At 71.7% G+C, this 15218-nt stretch carries 18 protein-coding genes; 13 read left to right on the top strand and 5 right to left on the bottom strand.

Annotated elements, in window-relative coordinates:
- Positions 1–202: 202 nt before the first annotated feature.
- The 3 genes from rpoZ (at position 203) to AC3IF1_RS21875 (ending at position 4067) form a co-directional block, all read left to right on the top strand.
- Entirely contained in the window at positions 203–613 is a 411-nt protein-coding gene (gene rpoZ / locus AC3IF1_RS21885; protein ID WP_243970383.1) for a DNA-directed RNA polymerase subunit omega, read from the top strand.
- A 202-nt stretch (positions 614–815) separates the two neighbouring features.
- Positions 816–3074, top strand: a complete 2259-nt coding sequence (locus AC3IF1_RS21880; protein WP_243970519.1) for a RelA/SpoT family protein — start codon at positions 816–818, stop codon at positions 3072–3074.
- Between the two features lie 351 nt (positions 3075–3425).
- Positions 3426–4067 carry a LabA-like NYN domain-containing protein gene (locus tag AC3IF1_RS21875; RefSeq protein WP_243970385.1) on the top strand — a complete coding sequence of 214 codons (642 nt, stop codon included), beginning with the start codon at positions 3426–3428 and terminating at the stop codon, positions 4065–4067.
- Between the two features lie 4 nt (positions 4068–4071).
- Here AC3IF1_RS21875 and AC3IF1_RS21870 read toward each other — a convergent pair whose 3' ends face one another.
- The gene (locus tag AC3IF1_RS21870) at positions 4072–4641 is read right to left on the bottom strand and encodes a peroxiredoxin (RefSeq protein WP_489219324.1); all 570 of its coding nucleotides are present in this window, start codon (positions 4639–4641) and stop codon (positions 4072–4074) included.
- 172 nt (positions 4642–4813) lie between these two features.
- On the opposite strand from AC3IF1_RS21870, the gene AC3IF1_RS21865 reads away from it, so the two are divergent.
- Both AC3IF1_RS21865 and AC3IF1_RS21860 read left to right on the top strand, forming a co-directional pair.
- Positions 4814–5152, top strand: a complete 339-nt coding sequence (locus AC3IF1_RS21865; protein WP_243970389.1) for a type II toxin-antitoxin system PrlF family antitoxin — start codon at positions 4814–4816, stop codon at positions 5150–5152.
- Positions 5149–5658 (top strand): type II toxin-antitoxin system YhaV family toxin, encoded by a 510-nt coding sequence (locus AC3IF1_RS21860; RefSeq protein ID WP_489219321.1) that lies wholly within the window; start codon positions 5149–5151, stop codon positions 5656–5658. The genes AC3IF1_RS21865 and AC3IF1_RS21860 overlap by 4 nt, the downstream gene beginning before the upstream one ends.
- Before the next feature lie 16 nt (positions 5659–5674).
- On the opposite strand, the gene smpB is transcribed toward AC3IF1_RS21860, so the two are convergent.
- Both smpB and dapA read right to left on the bottom strand, forming a co-directional pair.
- A complete protein-coding gene (smpB, locus tag AC3IF1_RS21855) occupies positions 5675–6148 on the bottom strand; it encodes an SsrA-binding protein SmpB (RefSeq protein WP_489219319.1) in 474 nt (157 codons plus the stop codon).
- Positions 6149–6163: 15 nt separating this feature from the next.
- A complete protein-coding gene (dapA, locus tag AC3IF1_RS21850; protein WP_243970395.1) occupies positions 6164–7063 on the bottom strand; it encodes a 4-hydroxy-tetrahydrodipicolinate synthase in 900 nt (299 codons plus the stop codon).
- Positions 7064–7263: 200 nt separating this feature from the next.
- On the opposite strand from dapA, the gene AC3IF1_RS21845 reads away from it, so the two are divergent.
- Positions 7264–9615, top strand: coding sequence for a lytic transglycosylase domain-containing protein (locus AC3IF1_RS21845; RefSeq protein ID WP_489219317.1), 2352 nt, complete (start codon positions 7264–7266; stop codon positions 9613–9615).
- Positions 9616–9773: 158 nt separating this feature from the next.
- Complete coding sequence (locus AC3IF1_RS21840; RefSeq protein WP_489219315.1) at positions 9774–10760, top strand: catalase family peroxidase; 987 nt, start codon at positions 9774–9776, stop codon at positions 10758–10760.
- Positions 10761–10855: 95 nt separating this feature from the next.
- Here the strand turns inward: AC3IF1_RS21840 and AC3IF1_RS21835 are convergent, their stop codons facing one another.
- Together AC3IF1_RS21835 and AC3IF1_RS21830 are read right to left on the bottom strand one after the other, a co-directional pair.
- The gene (locus AC3IF1_RS21835) at positions 10856–11104 is read right to left on the bottom strand and encodes a hypothetical protein (protein WP_489219314.1); all 249 of its coding nucleotides are present in this window, start codon (positions 11102–11104) and stop codon (positions 10856–10858) included.
- A 91-nt stretch (positions 11105–11195) separates the two neighbouring features.
- Positions 11196–11789 carry a thermonuclease family protein gene (locus tag AC3IF1_RS21830; RefSeq protein ID WP_489219312.1) on the bottom strand — a complete coding sequence of 198 codons (594 nt, stop codon included), beginning with the start codon at positions 11787–11789 and terminating at the stop codon, positions 11196–11198.
- A gap of 111 nt (positions 11790–11900) precedes the next feature.
- On the opposite strand from AC3IF1_RS21830, the gene AC3IF1_RS21825 reads away from it, so the two are divergent.
- From AC3IF1_RS21825 to AC3IF1_RS21800, 6 genes are all read left to right on the top strand, one after another.
- Complete coding sequence (locus AC3IF1_RS21825; RefSeq protein WP_243970404.1) at positions 11901–12218, top strand: PepSY domain-containing protein; 318 nt, start codon at positions 11901–11903, stop codon at positions 12216–12218.
- A 15-nt stretch (positions 12219–12233) separates the two neighbouring features.
- Positions 12234–12896 carry a response regulator transcription factor gene (locus tag AC3IF1_RS21820; RefSeq protein ID WP_489219310.1) on the top strand — a complete coding sequence of 221 codons (663 nt, stop codon included), beginning with the start codon at positions 12234–12236 and terminating at the stop codon, positions 12894–12896.
- A complete protein-coding gene (locus AC3IF1_RS21815; protein WP_489219309.1) occupies positions 12893–14236 on the top strand; it encodes an ATP-binding protein in 1344 nt (447 codons plus the stop codon). Before AC3IF1_RS21820 ends, AC3IF1_RS21815 begins: the two co-directional genes overlap by 4 nt.
- A gap of 77 nt (positions 14237–14313) precedes the next feature.
- Positions 14314–14610 (top strand): hypothetical protein, encoded by a 297-nt coding sequence (locus AC3IF1_RS21810; RefSeq protein WP_489219307.1) that lies wholly within the window; start codon positions 14314–14316, stop codon positions 14608–14610.
- A gap of 142 nt (positions 14611–14752) precedes the next feature.
- On the top strand, positions 14753–14920 hold the full coding sequence (locus AC3IF1_RS21805) for a hypothetical protein (protein WP_243970412.1): 168 nt from the start codon (positions 14753–14755) through the stop codon (positions 14918–14920).
- A gap of 83 nt (positions 14921–15003) precedes the next feature.
- Positions 15004–15183 carry a hypothetical protein gene (locus AC3IF1_RS21800; protein ID WP_243970415.1) on the top strand — a complete coding sequence of 60 codons (180 nt, stop codon included), beginning with the start codon at positions 15004–15006 and terminating at the stop codon, positions 15181–15183.
- The last annotated feature ends 35 nt before the right edge of the window (positions 15184–15218 follow it).

Raw genomic sequence — 15218 nt, 5'->3', positions numbered from 1 at the left:
GAATGGGGCGCGCACTCGCACCCGCGGCGCCGGGTGTCAACAATGCGCCGCACCATGGGGCCACGGCGGCCGGGACCGGCCCGCCCGGGGCGGGCGGGCGACGCGCGTCCTGCGCAAGCCGCTGTGCTTGTTGCACAACGGCATCCGGTGTAGGGTGGGCCCATACCCGACATCACCGTCGCTCAAGAAGGAGCCGCCCCGCATGGCGCGCGTCACCGTCGAAGATTGCATCGAGAAGGTCGAGAACCGGTTCGAGCTCGTGCTGCTGGCGAGCCACCGGGCGCGCCTGCTGGCCGCCGGCGCTCCCCTGACCATCGACCGCGACCGCGACAAGAACCCGGTCGTGGCCCTGCGCGAGATCGGCGACGAGACGATCACCGCCGACGACCTCAAGGAGCAGTTGATCCACTCGCTGCAGAAATACGTCGAGGTCGACGAGCCGGAGGCCGAGACCGTGCCGCTGCTGTCGAGCTCGCCGGCCGCCGCCGCGGTGGCACCGCAATCCTCCAGCGACGATGCGGCGGTCCAGTTCGACCGGATGAGCGAGGAGGATCTCCTGCGCGGCCTCGAGAATCTCGCCCCGCCGGTCGAGACCGACGACGAGGGCGAGTGAGCCCCGGCCCGTGGGCCTCGACACGCACGACCTGACCGAGACCGGACCCGGCGGAGACGCCGGGTTCTCTCGTTCCGAGGATGCCGCGGTCGCACCGGGCGCTTTTCCCGCTCGGGGGGCTGGCGCCGGCCCCGCGGTTGCGGAACAATCGCGCGTGATCCCGACCCCGCGTGCCCCCCAGGAGCCGATCCCGTCCCGGCGGATGATGCGGCAGTACGAACTCGTCGAGCGGGTCAAGCGCTACAACCCCGCCGCCGACGAGGCGCTGCTCAACCGTGCCTACGTGTACGCCATGCAGGCGCACGGCACGCAGAAGCGCGCCTCGGGCGACCCGTTCTTCGCCCATCCCCTCGAAGTCGCGGCGATCCTCACGGACCTCCACCTCGACGACGCCACCATCGTGGCCGCGGTCCTGCACGACACCGTCGAGGATACCGAGGCGACGCTCGAGGAGATCCGCCGGCTGTTCGGGCCCGAGATCGGCGCGCTGGTCGATGGCCTGACCAAGCTCAAGCGCCTCGACCTCGTCTCCAAGCAGGCCGCCCAGGGCGAGAACTTCCGCAAGCTGCTGCTCGCGGTGGCGGCCGACGTGCGCGTCCTGCTGGTCAAGCTCGCCGACCGCCTGCACAACATGCGGACCCTGCAGCACATGCGGGAGGACAAGCGTCACCGCATCGCCCAGGAGACCCTCGACATCTACGCGCCCCTCTCCGGCCGCATGGGCATGCAGGAGCTGCGCGAGGAGCTGGAGGACCTGGCCTTCCGCAACATCGAGCCGGAGGTCTACGCCACCATCACCCAGCGGCTGGCGCGGCTCACCGCCAAATCCGAGAGCGTGGTCGAGACCATCGCGCAGGTGCTGACCGACAAGCTCGCCGCCCAGGGCATCACCGCGGAGGTGAGCGGCCGGCAGAAGCGCCCGTTCTCGATCTGGTCGAAGATGGAGCGCAAGTCGGTGGCGTTCGAGCAGCTCTCCGACATCTTCGGCTTCCGGGTCGTCGTCGACACCGTGCAGTCCTGCTACGCGGCGCTCGGCATCGTCCATACCAGCTGGCCGATGGTCCCGGGGCGCTACAAGGACTACATCTCGACGCCGAAGCAGAACGATTACCGCTCGATCCACACCACGGTGATCGGGCCGAAGAGCCAGCGCGTCGAGCTGCAGATCCGCACCCGCGCCATGGACGAGATCGCCGAGTACGGCATCGCCGCCCATGCCCAGTACAAGGATCTCGGCCAGGATCCGGCCAAGGACTTCGGACGCACCGAGGGCAGTGTCCACCCGAAGCTGGCCGCCGAGAGCGGTGCCTACCAGTGGCTGCGCCGGACCATCGAGCTGCTCGCCGAAGGCGACAGCCCGGAGGAGTTCCTGGAGCACACCAAGCTGGAGCTGTTCCAGGATCAGGTGTTCTGCTTCACCCCGAAGGGCCGGCTGATCGCCCTGCCGCGGGGCGCGACGCCCATCGATTTCGCCTACGCGGTCCACACCGATGTCGGCAACACCGCGGTCGGCGCCAAGATCAACGGCCGGATGGCACCGCTGCTGCACGGACTCGCCAACGGCGACGAGGTGGAGATCATGCGCTCTGACGGCGCCTCGCCCCCGGCCGCCTGGGAATCCCTGGTGGTGACCGGCAAGGCCCGGGCGGCGATCCGGCGCGCGACCCGGACCGCCGTGCGCCGGCAATATGCCGGGCTCGGCCGCCAGATCCTGGACCGGGCCTTCGAGCGCGCCGCCAAGACCTTCTCGGAGGACAAGCTGCGCGGCGCCCTGCCGCGCCTGGCCCGGGCGAGCACCGAGGACGTGTTCGCCGCGGTCGGACGGGGCGAGATGTTCTCGGGCGACGTGGTCCGCGCCGTTTATCCCGATCACCGCGACGAGCGCCGGCCGCCCACGCCGCAGGGTGCCGTCAACGGCGCCGGCCGGCTCGTGCGCTCGGCCGATCAGACGATGCGGCTGACCTTCCCGGGCGCCGAGGGCAGGGAGGGCGAGGCCGAGGACCGGACCGACGCGATCCCGATCCGCGGCCTCGCGGGCGACCTGCCGGTGACCTTCGCGCCGAACGGCGGCGCGGTCCCGGGGGATCGGATCGTCGGAATCCTGACCCCCGGAATCGGCGTCACCGTCTATCCGATCCAGTCCGCGGCGCTCGCGGCCTTCGACAACGAACCGGAGCGCTGGCTCGACGTCCGGTGGGACACCGAGGCCCTCGGCGGCGAGCGCTTCCCCGCCCGGCTGGCACTCAAGTCGATCAACGAGCCGGGGGTGTTCGCGCAGATCGCCCAGGTCATCGCCGATCACGACGGCAACATCGACAACATCTCGATGAAACGGCGGACGCAGGACTTCACCGACATCACCATCGACCTCTCGGTCTGGGACCTCCAGCACCTCAACGCGATCATCGCTGAGTTGCGCGGCAAGCGTCCGGTCAACAGTGTCGAGCGCGTGAACGGCTGAGCCGGCCGGGTCGGGCGGATCTCAGGTTTATGGGATCAACTTCGGCAAATCGTCCCAAAACTTTCGGAAGATCCGTAACGATGGCCTGTTCCGGCCATTCTGCCCCCAACCGGCCATCTTCCCAGCGAAGATCTTTTCGCTCTGCTTGACAAGGACGCGCTTGCGACGGAATGGTCGTTGGCCTGGGCGACGGTCACCGGACAAGGGCCGCGCTTTTCGCCCCGGATTGCAGACTATCTCGACGATCGATCGCGCCGTCCCGACCCCGGCCCCTGGCCGCGGGCGAAGTCTGGCCGTTTCATCAGGCGATTTTCTATCCTCCCGTATTTTTCCTCAGGACTCGACCTGTTCATGACAGCATCCCAACGCAGCGCGATCTTCATTGATGGCGCCAATCTCTACGCGACCACTAAGGCCCTCGGCTTTGATATCGATTACAAGAAGCTGCTCAAGGAATTTCAGTCCCGGGACAACCTTCTCCGGGCATTCTACTATACTGCGATGATCGAGGATCAGGAGTATTCCTCTATCCGGCCGCTGATCGATTGGCTCGACTACAACGGCTACCGCGTGGTGACCAAGCCGGTGAAGGAATTCACGGATTCCATGGGGCGGCGGAAGTATAAGGGTAACATGGATATCGAGCTGGCGATCGACGCCCTCGAACTCAGCGCGCATATCGATCACATGATCCTGTTCTCCGGGGACGGCGATTTCCGCTCGCTGGTCGAGGCGATGCAGCGGCGCGGCGTCAAGGTGACGGTGATCTCCACCATCCAGACCCAGCCGTCGATGATCTCGGACGAGCTGCGCCGCCAGGCGGACGAATTCGTCGATCTGGCGAGCCTCGCCGGTCGGATCGGACGCGAACCGGGCGAGCGCCCGGCCCGGGCCGCCGGCGACGCGCCGAGCCGCTACCGCGGCGAGGGCCGTCCGAGCCCGAGCCTCGAGAACCGCTACGGCATCCGCCAGCCCGAGGCCGAGGAGGAGTGACGCTTCAGGCGCCCGCGCCGTCGAGCCAGTCGATCACCTGCCGGGCGCTTCGGTCCGGCGGGAAGACCGGGTAGAACAGCTGGCTGACCACGCCGTCGTCGATCACCAGGGTGAGACGGCGCAGCAGCACCTGCCCTCCGGCCTCGAAGACCGGCAGGCGCGCCGCCATCGCGAAGGCGCGGTGGGGATCGGCGAGCATCGGGAACGGCAGGTGCAGCCGTTCGGCCGCCTCCCTTTGATAGGCACTCGTCTGGGTCGAGAGGCCGTAGACCTGGGCGACGCCGCGGGCCTTCAGGTCGGCGTGATGGTCGCGGAAGTCGCAGGCCTGCGGCGTGCAGCCCCGGGCGCCCGGGATCGCGTCCCAGTCGGGCGTGAGACCCGGCTTCCCCGGCTCGCCGGTGCGCGGATAGGCGTAGGCCACGGTGCGGCCCGGCAGCCGCGCCAGCGAGACCGTGCGCCCGTCCGTGGCGGTGAGCGCCACGTCGGGCAAACGCATCCCGCGCAGGTGATCGGCCGCGCCATCATCGACGGGCGCGGGGAGGTCGGTCGGCAGGATGTCGTGCATGGCTGACATGGGGCGCTCCTCGCGTTCGCAGGCCCAGAACGCCGCACGGGCGAGACCACCAATGTGGGACATCGCGGGACCACAGCCAAGGCGACACACCCGGCGGCCTCCGGCGGAGGCCCGCTGGCTTGATCGGCAATGCAGATGCATTACCATTTCGGGCGTCAGATCGGAGCGTGCAATGGGCAAGGCGGCTGAGGTTCTGGAGATCCCCGCCACGGTCACGGCGCGCGGTCAGACCACCGTGCCGGTGGCAGTGAGACGGATGCTTGGACTGGGCAAATCCGGGCATATCGTGTTCCGCCGCCTGGCAGACGGCACGATCACCGTCGCGAAGGCGGATCCGCCGGCCGAGGAGGATCCTGCCCTCGGGCCATTCCTGACCTTGATTGCGCGGGATCTCGAAACACGTCCGCACGCCATCCAGCCGGTCTCCGAGGAGATCTACCGGCGCGCCGCCGCCCTAGTCGAAGGCATCGCGGTCGACTTGGATGAGGCCCTTCCAAGCGACGCGGGTTGAGCGACCGGCCCTTGCAGCTCAACGGGTGGGACATCTATGCCCACCCGTTGTTTCTCGACCAGCTCGAAAGTCTCGTCTCCGAAGTGGTGGCATCCCGGGAGCGGGATCCACTGGGCTATGCCAGCAGGCGACCCGCGAAGCTGCTCGCCGCCGTCTTGAAGGTCGCGTTCGAGGTCGTACCCGAGGACCCGACCCGGGCCGAATACCGCCAGGGCGACACCCTCGGGAGCCAGTATCGTCACTGGTTCCGCGCGAAGTTCCTCCAGCAATACCGGCTGTTCTTCCGCTACCGGGAGGATGCCGGACGTCGCGTGATCGTGCTGGCCTGGGTGAACGATGACCGATCACTCCGCGCCTATGGCAGCCGATCCGACGCTTACGCGGTGTTTCGCAAGATGCTGCACCGGGGCAATCCGCCGGACGATTGGGACACGCTCCTGAAGGCTGCGCAAGGGGAAACCGCCCGCCTCAAGCGATCCCGACCTGCGAGCCGACCTCGGCCGTGAGGCGGATCGCCTGAGCTCACCCCCGGTCCCGCAGCAGCCGCGCCCGATCGCGCTGCCAGTCGCGCTCCTTGGCGGCCTCGCGCTTGTCATGGGCCTGCTTGCCCCTGCCCAGCCCCAGCTCGATCTTCGCCCGGCCCTTGTCGTTGAAGTAGATCTTGAGCGGCACCACCGTGTAGCCCTGACGCTGGGTCGCGCCGATCAGCTTGTTGATCTGGCGGCGGTGCAGCAGCAGCCGGCGCGGGCGCTTGGGTTCGTGGTTGAAGCGGTTCGCCTCCAGATATTCCGGGATATAGGCGTTGAACAGCATCAAGTCGCCGCCGGAGGGGCCGGCATAGGCCTCGCCGATCGTCGCCTTGCCGCCGCGCAGGGACTTCACCTCGGTGCCGGTCAACGCGATGCCGGCCTCGAGGGTGTCCTCGATCGTGTAATGGTAACGCGCCGCGCGGTTGTCGGCGACGACGCGCCGACTGGGCTCCGGTTTCGGGGCCATTGTTCGTGACTCTCCTCAGCCTTCGAGAAGGCCGGCATGCCGCAGGGCGTGGTCCACGATGCGGCGCGTCGCCTCGGAGACCGGCACCATGGGCAGGCGCAACTCCTCGGCGATGTGGCCGAGGCGGGCGAGGGCGTACTTCACCGGCGCCGGGTTGGCCTCGGCGAACAGGCCGGCCTGGAGCGGGAACAGGCGGTCCTGGATCGTGAGCGCCCGGGCGTAGTCGCCCGACAGCGTCGCCTCCTGGAGATCGGCGCACAGCCGGGGCGCGACGTTCGCCACCACCGAGATGCAGCCGTGGCCGCCCTGGGCATTGTAGCCGAGCGCCGTCGCATCTTCGCCCGAAAGCTGGATGAAGCTCTCCCCCATGGCCTGACGCTGCTGGCTGACGCGGTCGATCTTGGCGGTCGCGTCCTTCACGCCGGCGATGTTCTTCAGTTCGAACAGGCGGGCCATCGTCTCGACGCTCATGTCGACGACGGAGCGCGGCGGGATGTTGTAGATGATGATCGGAATGCCGACCGCATCGTTGACGGCCTTGAAGTGGGCGTAGAGACCCTCTTGCGTCGGCTTGTTGTAGTAGGGCGTCACCACCAGGACGGCGTCGGCCCCGGCGCGCTCGGCGTGTTGCGCCCGCTCGACCGCCTCCGCGGTGGAATTGGAGCCTGCGCCCGCCACCACGGGCACGCGCCCGCCCGCCTCGTCGATGCAGGCCTCGACCACCCGGTCATGCTCGGCATGGGTCAGGGTCGGGCTCTCGCCGGTGGTGCCGGTGGGCACCAGGCCGTGGCTGCCCTGCGCGATCTGCCAGCGCACGAACGTGCGGAAGGCGGCCTCGTCGAAGGCCCCGTCGCGGAACGGCGTCACAAGCGCGGTGAGCGAGCCCCGCAGGCGTCTCCCGGTCATCTCGGTCATCTCAGGCGTCCCAACGGGTCTGGACGGGGATTTCGGCGGTCTCGGCGCCGCACGGGGTCCGCACCTTACGGTCACGGGCCGGCAGACATAGGCAATCGCGCCACGGGGCGCAAACAGATCGTGGCGACGGTTAACGCGATCTTAATGGTCTCGGCGCCATCCTCGGCCTTTCCCGCTCCGGTGATCAGCAGGGGGGACCCGTGATCCGATCCGCGGCCTCGAATCCGGTCTCGAAGCGCACGTCCCTCGGCGCCGCCGCGCTCGTCGCCACGGCGCTCACCGTCGGCGTCGCGCTGGCGGGCCAGATCGACGCGGAGGCGCCGGCGACGCAGCCCGCACCGCCCGCGAGCGACGCCGCCCTCTCGAGCGCCCAGGTCCGCGGCGCGGAGGCCGCGAAGGCCGCCGATCCGGTGGCCGCCGACGCCCTCAAGCTCGATCCGATCCCGGCTGTCCGGGCCGACGAGACCAGCGACACGAAATTGGGCGACCGGGGCGAGGAGCCCGCCCGGACGCTGCCCGCGGCGGCCTCGGCCTACGCCTCCGCCGACCCGGAGGCGCCGGTGGCCTTCCCGCTGCCCGACGCCGCCGTGACCCCGGCCGCGCCGGTGCCGGAGGTGCCGGACCCGGCGCGGCCGAAGATTTCGGGCGAGACCGACCCGACGCTGCTGCGCGGAGCGATCGACCTCTATCGCAAGGGCCGGGTCGCCGATGGCGACCGAATCCGCGACGGCTTCACCGACCCCGCCGCCCGGGCGCTGCTCGAATGGGTGGCGATCCGCGCCGGCGCCGGGATCGGCTTCGCCCGCACCGTCGCCTTCGCCCGGGCCAACCCGGACTGGCCGGCCGGTCCGCTGCTGCGCCGCCGGGCCGAGGAGGCGCTGCTCTCCGAGAAGAAGCCCCCGGCCACGGTGCGCGCCTACTTCGCCACGGCGAAGCCGGTGAGCGCGCCGGGCAAGTTCGCCCTGGCGCTGGCTTTGCGCGCCGAGGGCTACGAGGCCGACGCCGCCGACATGGTCCGCGACCTCTGGCGCGGCGAGAGCTTCGGGCGGTCCCTGGAGGGCAAGGTGCTCGACGCCTTCCCGGACGTGCTCACCCGGGTCGATCACCGCTACCGGATGGAGCGGGCGCTCCTGAAGGACGATTGGGACAGCGCCGGTCGGGCGGCCGGCTACGCGGGGGGCGCCTATGCCAGCCTCGTGCGCGCCCGCCGGGCCGTGGAGGACAAGTCGTCCGGGGCCCCTTCGGCGCTCGCCGCGGTGCCGCCGTCGCTCCGGGGCGACGCCTCCTACACCTTCTCCAAGGCGCAGTATTTCCGCCGGGCCGACAAGCCCGAGGCAGCCGCCGCCGTGCTCGCCGGAGCGCCGAGCAACCCGGACGTGCTGGTCGATGGCGACGAGTGGTGGGTCGAGCGCCGGATCGTGGCGCGCAAGCTCCTCGACCTCGGTGATGCCAAGACCGCCTACACGGTCGCCAGCGCCCAGGCGGCGCGCACGCCGGAGAAGCGGATCGAGGCCGAGTTCCACGCCGGCTGGATCGCCCTGCGCTTCGCCGGCGATCCGGCGCGCGCCGCCGAGCACTTCGCGCGGGTGACGGCCATCGCGGAGAGCCCGGTCTCGGTGGCGCGGGCCGCCTACTGGCAGGGCCGGGCGGCCGAGGCGCTCGGCCGGACGGACGCGGCGAAGCGCTTCTACGAGAAGGCGGCCCTCCAGCCGATCGCCTATTACGGACAGGTGGCCCGCGCACGGCTCGGCCAGACCAGCCTGCCCCTGCGGGCGCCCGCGGATCTGGAGGGGGCCGAGCGCCAGGCCTTCGAGGGCCGGCTCTACATCCGGGCCCTGCGCCTGCTCGGCGAGGCCGGGATCCGGGAGCTGGCCCTGCCGCTCTACATCGACGCCGCCCGGGAACTCACCGACCCGCGCGAGCTCCAGGCGCTGGGTGACCTCGCCACCGACATGAAGGACGCCCGCGCCCTGGTGGCGATCGGCAAGCTGGCCGTCCAGCGCGGCCTGCCCCTCGACGCCCACGCCTACCCGACCATCGGCATCCCCGACTACGAGACCTTCACGGCGGTCCCGCAGGTGGAGCGGGCCATGGTCTACGCCATCGCCCGGCAGGAGAGCCAGTTCGATCCCCGCGCCCAGTCGGGCGTCGGCGCCCGGGGCCTGATGCAGATGATGCCGGCCACCGCCCAGCGCACCGCCCGCCGGGTCGCCGCCGCGTTCGACGTCGACCGCCTGACCAGCGACCCCGCCTACTGCGCCAAGCTCGGCCAGGCCCATCTCGGCGAGCTCCTGGAGGATTGGCGCGGCTCCTACGTGCTGGCCTTCGCCTCGTACAATGCCGGCGGCGGCAACGTGAAGAAGTGGATCGACGCCTACGGCGACCCGCGCAGGGGCGACGTCGACGTGATCGACTGGGTCGAGCGCATCCCCTTCACGGAGACGCGCAACTACGTGCAGCGGGTGATGGAGAATCTCCAGGTCTACCGTTCGCGGCTCGACAGCCGCAGCGCCCTGCTGATCGACGGCGACCTCCATCGCGGGGCGCGGTAGCAGGCTCCGGCGCCGCACGAGCGGACGTAGCCGGCCGAAACGTAACCCGCGCGGCTCAACGGCGAAGCGTCCGGTTGTGCCTTCGGCCATTCTCTCCCTAGAAGATGGTCCGGTCCGTTGGCCGGCCCGGGCGGGCCGTGGCTGTCGAGAGGATCCTCATGCTGCGTTCGAGATTGGGTTACGCCGTCCTCTTGAGCACCGCGCTCGCGGCGGCCGCGCCGGCCCTGGCCCAGGACGCCTCCACCGCCGAGCAGACGGTCGACGCGATGAACACGCTGTTCGGCACGCATCCGGGCGCGCGCGCCAACCACGCCAAGGGTGTGGTCGCCGAAGGCAGCTTCACCCCGTCGGCCGGGGCGGCCGGGCTCAGCAAGGCGTCCCTGTTCGCGGGCCCGCCGGTGCCGGTGACGATCCGCTTCTCGGACGCCACCGGCGTCCCGACCATCCCGGACGGCGCGGCCAACGCCAACCCGCACGGGATGGCGTTGAAGTTCAAGCTGAGCGACGGCGCCGAGATGGATGTCGTCACCAACGCGCTGAAATACTTCCCGGTCGCCACCGGCGAGGAGTTCCGCGACCTCCTGAGGGCCGCGGCCGAGAGCGGCCCGAAGGCGGAGCATCCGACCGCTCTGGAGCGCTTCGCCGCCGCCCACCCGGCCGCCGCGACGGCGGGGGCGACCGCCAAGACCCCGTCGAGCCTCGCCCGGGAGACCTACAACGGCGTCAACGCCTTCATCTTCGTCGACAAGGACGGCAAGCGTCGGCCGTTCCGGTTCCGGATCGAGCCGGTTCAGGGCGAGGAGATCCTGCCCCCCGAGGAGGCGGCCAAGCGCGACCCGAATTTTTTGATGGGGGAGATCGGGCCCCGCATCGCCAAGGGGCCGGCGACGTTCCGCGTCCTGGCCCAGCTCGCTGAGCCGGGCGACCCGACCAACGATGCGACCAAGCCATGGCCCGACGATCGCAAGACCGTCGACCTCGGCACGCTGACCGTGTCGAAGGCAGTGCCCGACAGCGCCGAAGCCGAGAAGGCGCTGCTGTTCATGCCGAACAACCTCACCGACGGCATCGAGGTCTCGGACGATCCGCTGATCGACGCCCGGGTCCAGGCCTATGCCGTCTCGTTCGGGCGCCGCTCGCAGTAGCGGGCACGCGAAAGGCTCCGGGACCGCCAGACCCGCGCCCCCTCCGGAGCGCAGCCGACGATCGCTTCGTCACCCCCGGCGCCCCGAGCGGCCGATCAGCGGGTCGTGCCGGGTACCGGGGCGGATGGGGCCTTCGGGCCGCCGGTCTGCCCCTTGCCGGTGCCGGTGCGGGCACCGTCCTTCGTGGCCCCGGTACCGGTCAAACCGCCGGCGCCCATGCTGGTCGTGGCGGCGGCGCCGTCGCCCCGTCCGCCGGACGCGGGTTCCGCATCCTTGCCCTCCGCGGCCGCCGCGGCAGTGACGAGGATTCCAGCGAGCAGGACGGTGCGAGACACGCGGTTCACGGGACCTCCGAGATTCAGGCGACCCGGTCGGGCGGGCTCTCCCGACCAACCGGACCTGCCCGGGAGCGTTCCCGCTGGCTCGCGGGAACCGTCACCCGGCCTGGCCGAGCCCCGCCGCGGCGGCGTGCCGGCCGCGACGCTCGGACGGGTCCTGGAACACCCCCGACCACAGGCCGAGGCGGCGGCCCCAGGCCCGGTCGGCAGCCTCCGCATAGTCCGGCGCGGCGCGGTCGGGCACGGCGAGCCCCCGCGCCACCATCCAGGCTCCGAGATCCTCGCCGCCGACCCGGCAGAGGGCCACGACCGCGCCGTCCTGCGCCCCCGCGCCCCGCGTCTCGCAGGTGAGGGCGGCCCCGCCGATATGATCGGCCAGCGCCCGGGCCGCGTCGTGGCCGCAGGCGTAGGTCTGATCCTGGGCGTCCGAGCAGGTCTGGTCGGCATCCGGGGCGACCACGCCGAACAGGCTGACCGGGCGCGCGCCCACCCGGAGGGTCCCGCCGTCGATCACCTGGGCGGCGCCGTGCAGCGTCTCGCCGGCCTGTACGGGGCCGTGCCAGGCGAGGCCGCCCGCCAGGAGGGCGGCGAGGAGGGGCAGGCGCGTGCGCCCGGCCTTGTCGTCCGGGCAGAGGAGGGTGCCGGCGAGGCCGGCCGCGCAGGCGAGGAGGGCACCGAGGATCAACGACATGGTCTCACGTCTCCGGGAGGGGTATGGCCCCCTTGTGCCGAAGTCCCGCCCCGCCAGCCTGACGGCGCCTGTCAGCCTCCCGTCAGGCGCCGCGCCCTATCGCGTCCCCGCATGAACGCCTTGCACCCGCGCCGCGCCGCCCTGGTCTGCCTGCTCGCTGGCCTCGCCTGCGCCGGGTTGCCGGCCCGCGCCTCCGAGGATGCCGACCGCGCCCGCCGTGCCCTGGAGAAGGGCGAGATCCGCCCCCTCGACGAGGTGCTGCGCGCCGCCCGGGCGGCCGTGCCGGGCGACGTGGTGTCGGTCGATCTGAAGCACGACGACGGCCATTGGCTGTACAAGCTGCGCATCCTCGGCGCCGACGGGAAGCGCCGGACCGTGAAGGTCGATGCCGGTTCCCTGAAGATCCTGGACACGGACGACGATGATTGAGGGGAGGGGCCGGCCATGCGCGTCCTGATCGTCGAGGACGAGCCGCGCATCGCCGCCGACATCCGCCAGGGGCTGGAGCGTGCCGGCTACGTCGCCGACGTGGTGGGCGACGGCGAGGCGGCGTGGTTCCGCGCCGAGACCGAGCCCTACGACGCCGTGGTGCTCGATCTCGGCCTGCCGCGCCTCGACGGGCTGGGGGTGCTCCGCCGGCTGCGCGCCGCCGATGTGGCCCTGCCGGTGCTGATCCTCACCGCCCGGGATGGCTGGCGCGAGCGCGTCGAGGGCATCGACGCCGGCGCCGACGATTACCTCGCCAAGCCGTTCCGCATGGAGGAGCTGGTCGCGCGCCTGCGGGCGATCCTGCGGCGCACCGCCGGCCACGCCTCGCCGGTGCTCCGGACCGGGGCGGTGGAGCTCGACACCCGCACCCGCGCGGTCAGCGTCGACGGCCGCCCCGCCGAATTGACCGCCCTCGAATACCGGCTCCTGGCCTTCCTGCTGCACCGGCAGGGGCAGGTCGTGCCGGCGGGCGAAGTGCTGGACCATCTCCACGGGGTCGGCACGGAACGCGAGGCGAACGCCCTGGAGGCGCTCCTGACGCGCCTGCGCCGCAAGCTCGGACCGGGGGTGATCGAGACCCGCCGCGGCCAGGGCTACCGCGTCCCGGACGCGCCGTGAGGCGCAACGCGCTCCGCCTCCGGCTCGGCCTCGCGGCGGCGGGGCTGATCGCGCTGGCGCTGCTGCTCGCCGGGATCGGGCTCACCTTCATCCTCGACCGGGTGCTCGACGCGCGCACCGCCGACGAGCTGGACCGGACTGCCAAGCTCATCGCCGGGCGGGTCGGCCTCGCGGCGGACGGGCGCCCGACGCTCTCGCGCGAGCCGCCGGACCCACGCTTCGCCACGCCCTATGGCGGCCTGTATTGGCAGGTGGAGGCGGGCGCACAGGTCCTGCGGTCGCGCTCCCTATGGGACCGGAGCCTCGACCTCGGCCGGATCGAGGCGCGGGCTTCCGCCGCCACCGTCGACGCCACCGGGCCGGACGGGGGCCGGCTCATCGCGGTGGTGCGGCCCCTGGAGATCGGGCCGCCGGGCGCCGAGACCGGGCTGCGAGTCGTGGTGGCGGAGGACCGGCGCAGCCTCGCGGCCAGCCGGACGACCTTCCTGCGCTTGCTCGTCCCGGCGCTGGCGGCGCTGTTCGTGGTGCTGACGCTGGCGATGTGGCTGTTCGTGCACCGGGCGCTCGCCCCGTTCCGGGTGCTGCAGACGGATCTCCTGGCGATCCATACCGGGGCGCGGACGCGGCTGCCGGAGCACTTCCCCGACGAGGTCCGGCCGCTGGTCGCCGACCTCAACCGGCTGCTCGACGCGCAGGAGCGCGCCCTGGTCCGCGCCCGGGACGCGGCCGCCGACATGGCCCACGGCCTGAAGACGCCGCTCGCGGTGCTCGACGCCCTGGCGCGCCGGACCGGGCCGGCCGAGCCGGGGCTCTCGGCCGAGATCGCCGAGCAGGCCCGGGCGATGGGCGGTCAGGTGGAGCGGGCGCTGGCCCGGGCGCGGATCGCCGCGAGCGGGGACCTGCGGCGGCGGACCTGCCGGGTCGCCCCGGTGACCGAGCGCCTCGTGGCCACCATGCGCCGGCTGCCGGAGGGCGGTTCCCTCGACTGGGCGGTGGCCGTGCCGGAGGCGCTCGCCTATCCGGGGGAGGAGGGGGAACTGATGGAGCTGCTGGGCAACCTCCTCGACAACGCCCGCAAATGGGCACACCGGCGGGTCCGGATCACCGGCGAGGCCGGCCCCGGATGGCGGCGCCTCGCCGTGGCGGATGACGGCCCCGGCATGAGCGCGGCGGCGATCGCCGGGATCGGCCGCGGCCAGCGCTGGGACGAGAGCCGGCCGGGCACCGGCTTCGGCATCGCTATCGCCCGGGATGTGGCCGAGGCCGCGGGGGCGCAGCTCGATTTCGGGCGCTCGGAGCTTGGCGGCCTACGGGCGGAGCTGCGCTGGCCGGAGGGTTAGGGCCGTCGAGACTACGCGCCCGCCCGCCTCGCCCTACCTGTTGACGGTCACGCATCGTCGCACTCGAAAGCCAGCCCATGCCCCTCGAACGCTACCTGGATGGCGGCGCCCATATCCTGCCCGCCGATGACACGCTGATCCGCTTCGCCATGACCAACGGCGAGCGGGTGATCGGCATCGACGTGCCGATCCCCGTGCTCCGCCAACACTTCGGGGGCGGGGCCGAACGCGCGCCCCTCGACCTGTTCGCCGGAAACCAGGCGGCGATCGAGGCCGCCGCCAGCCGGGCCTACGACCGGACCGAGACGCCGAACGACCTCCTGGATATGGGGCCGGAGGATTTCGACCAGCCGCCAGCCCCGGCCAAGCTCTGACGGCGACGATCCATCCGCGGCCGCCGCGGCAAAACGGCGACGCGCAAATGCCGCGGGGCACTCGCCACGTTTCGGCCTGTTGAACCCGCAGATAGGACGCGTCGGGCGTGCCGCGCCCCGCGTATTCCTGGATGGATCGACAATGCCCGGTGACCTGATCCCCTGCAGCCTGTTCTTGATCGGGATCCTCACCTCCGTCGCCGCGGATTGCCGCCTCCGCCGCGTGGAGGCCGCGCCCTGGGCCAATGGCTGCATCACCGCGGCCGGCGCAGCCCTGGTCTTCGTCGCCTGCGCGGCGGCGATCCGCTGAGGAACCGTCCGGCCTCGGATGGGATTGCCCAGCGGGAATCAGGTCGCCGGGCGTTGCCCGACAGCAGGTCGGGTGAGAATGTCATGGTGTCGATACAGGCCCTTGTCGGCTGCACCCTCGTGTTGGCCGGGATCGTGATCGAGAGCGCGGCGAGCCGGCACTGGTGGGCCGGGGTCGGCGCCGACCAGCTGGACGTCCGTGCCCTCCTGGCACTCGGCCTGCCGGCGCTCGGGCTGGCGCTGATGGCGGCGCCGCTGGCGTGAACCGTCGTCTCACGCGCTGACACGGCGGCCCGCCG

It is taken from the genome of Methylobacterium sp. E-012, from assembly GCF_057836545.1.
Note: the sequence above shows the minus strand (reverse complement) of the source record. Positions and strands in the feature narration are given on the sequence as shown.